Raw genomic sequence first — 1,742 nt, 5'->3', positions numbered from 1 at the left:
ATCTTTTCCCACATATCGCATATCTGCGCGATGTTATAACTCCCACTGTGACTTTGATCAATCAAAGTCAACGCAAAATCACGCGTTGTAGGATTTGTGTAGTCCATTGCTTCGACTATTTCAGAAGCTCGAGTATCCCAGGTTGATGTTACAGGAGTGCGGGTAGGCCTCGGTGTTGCCAACTGGGTCGGTTTCTGGATGAGCGCAGAGGTGGGTTTCGGGGTCGCTGTCCCCACTGCGACTACAGATGAAGGAACAGAGGCTTCTGCCCTACTGATCGCATCGTCGACATGGTCAAGCACCTTCATAACTTTCAGTCCAGCTCCCACAACGAAGAGGATGATCAAAACCGTGACGATGGTAGACCCCCAGCCCCCTGATCGCGGCGGCGGTTCATACTGTGGATAATCCGGCACCTCATCCGGTTCATCATCAGGCAAGTCCACCGGGTCGCCCAGGAAAGCACCATGTAATTCGTACAACTGGTCTTCAAGCCAGATATACTCCTGTCCACCTATCACCCAGTGGTAAGCATTTTCGACGTCATACCACACCCCGTTAATGCAGATAGACTCATGCGGCACCACGTAGGGTTCGATATCCTTAGCCATACAATGAATTGAAAATCGGACCGCACCCATATAACCATTTATATTTGCGCGCGGCCTCGTGCTCCTGATTACTGTCAAAGGCTCTCTTTTACCAAACCACTTCCACGCCTATGTTCTTCAGGTTCCAGGACTGCGCCCGCACATCGCTCTGATAGTGCATTGAGGTCATAGGCGAGCCTGGAGAAATCTCTACACTCTAGGCGAATAAACCTGTAACCGTGTGCGGTATGAAAGTGCAAAAAAGAGTTAAGAGAGAGTTATAGTATACGCTACAGATCTTCCCGATTTTGCACCATTGCTAAATATATCTGTATTGTCAATAACAAAGTAATACTGCTTGTTATCTGGTTGAGTAAATGCGATGTTTGCCTCATTCCTATTTAACCAGTACTTGCCGTTGATCTTAGTCGTATACCTACCACTATCAATCGCGCGACAATATATTTTGTAATTTTGGGCATCTAGTATCATCAAATCAACAGGGGCATTTCCTTTATAACGAATTTTGAATTCAGTTCCCTTTTCTCCGTATAATTCGTATGTTTGCATCCAGTTCCAGGGTAGCGTATCCGAATCGGAATATGTTGATGTGTGAGCGTCTATCTTGCTGGGAATTTTCGCCAACCTCGGCGCTATTTTAGCACAACCCGACGAACAGCAGGCCACGATTACAAGCACCATCAGCAAGACGATTAACTTCTTATTCATAGTATTGAGAAGCGGTCCGTCTCTATATGTCCATTTTCATTTGTGCGCGGCCCCTGCACCCCCCGCCCGACTGTGGCACCCCCTCTTTATAGAGCCGCCCGCACAGAGAGTTAGGTAACCCGAAAGTGTGCGCACATGTGCGCACATGTGCGGACAGGAGAAAAGAAACATGGAAAACGGAGAAAAGAAGAAAACAAGCAAACTGCACCGAGTTAGGCCGCGATTGAACTTATCAATCGATCCAGAGAATCATGAGTATTTGAAGGGAATCGGAGTTAATGCGTCCCGATTGCTCGATAAGGCGATATTTGAACTCCGAAAGGTAACGCACCACGGATTGGTTCTTATTTCCGAAAAGACGGAAGAATTATGGGCTCGGCCGGATTCGGACCGGCGAACTTCGCCGTGTGAAGGCGACGTCAT

At 47.8% G+C, this 1,742-nt stretch carries 3 protein-coding genes; 1 reads left to right on the top strand and 2 read right to left on the bottom strand.

Annotation, left to right across the window (positions count from 1 at the left end; genetic code table 11):
• Together ACI94_RS09340 and ACI94_RS09335 are read right to left on the bottom strand one after the other, a co-directional pair.
• The coding region (locus tag ACI94_RS09340) for a hypothetical protein (RefSeq protein WP_286681357.1) at window positions 1-611 on the bottom strand (611 nt) is incomplete at its 3' end.
• A gap of 246 nt (window positions 612-857) precedes the next feature.
• Entirely contained in the window at window positions 858-1,319 is a 462-nt protein-coding gene (locus ACI94_RS09335) for a hypothetical protein (RefSeq protein ID WP_286681356.1), read from the bottom strand.
• Window positions 1,320-1,488: 169 nt separating this feature from the next.
• Between ACI94_RS09335 and ACI94_RS09330 the strand changes: the two genes are divergently transcribed.
• A partial coding sequence (locus ACI94_RS09330; protein WP_286681355.1) for a hypothetical protein occupies window positions 1,489-1,742 on the top strand: 254 nt, incomplete at its 3' end.

Source organism: Methanoculleus sp. DTU007 (genome assembly GCF_001512385.1).
Classification (GTDB): Archaea; Halobacteriota; Methanomicrobia; order Methanomicrobiales; family Methanoculleaceae; genus Methanoculleus; species Methanoculleus thermophilus.
The sequence above is the reverse complement of the archived record's forward strand: the minus strand, read 5'-3'. Positions and strand labels throughout refer to the sequence as shown.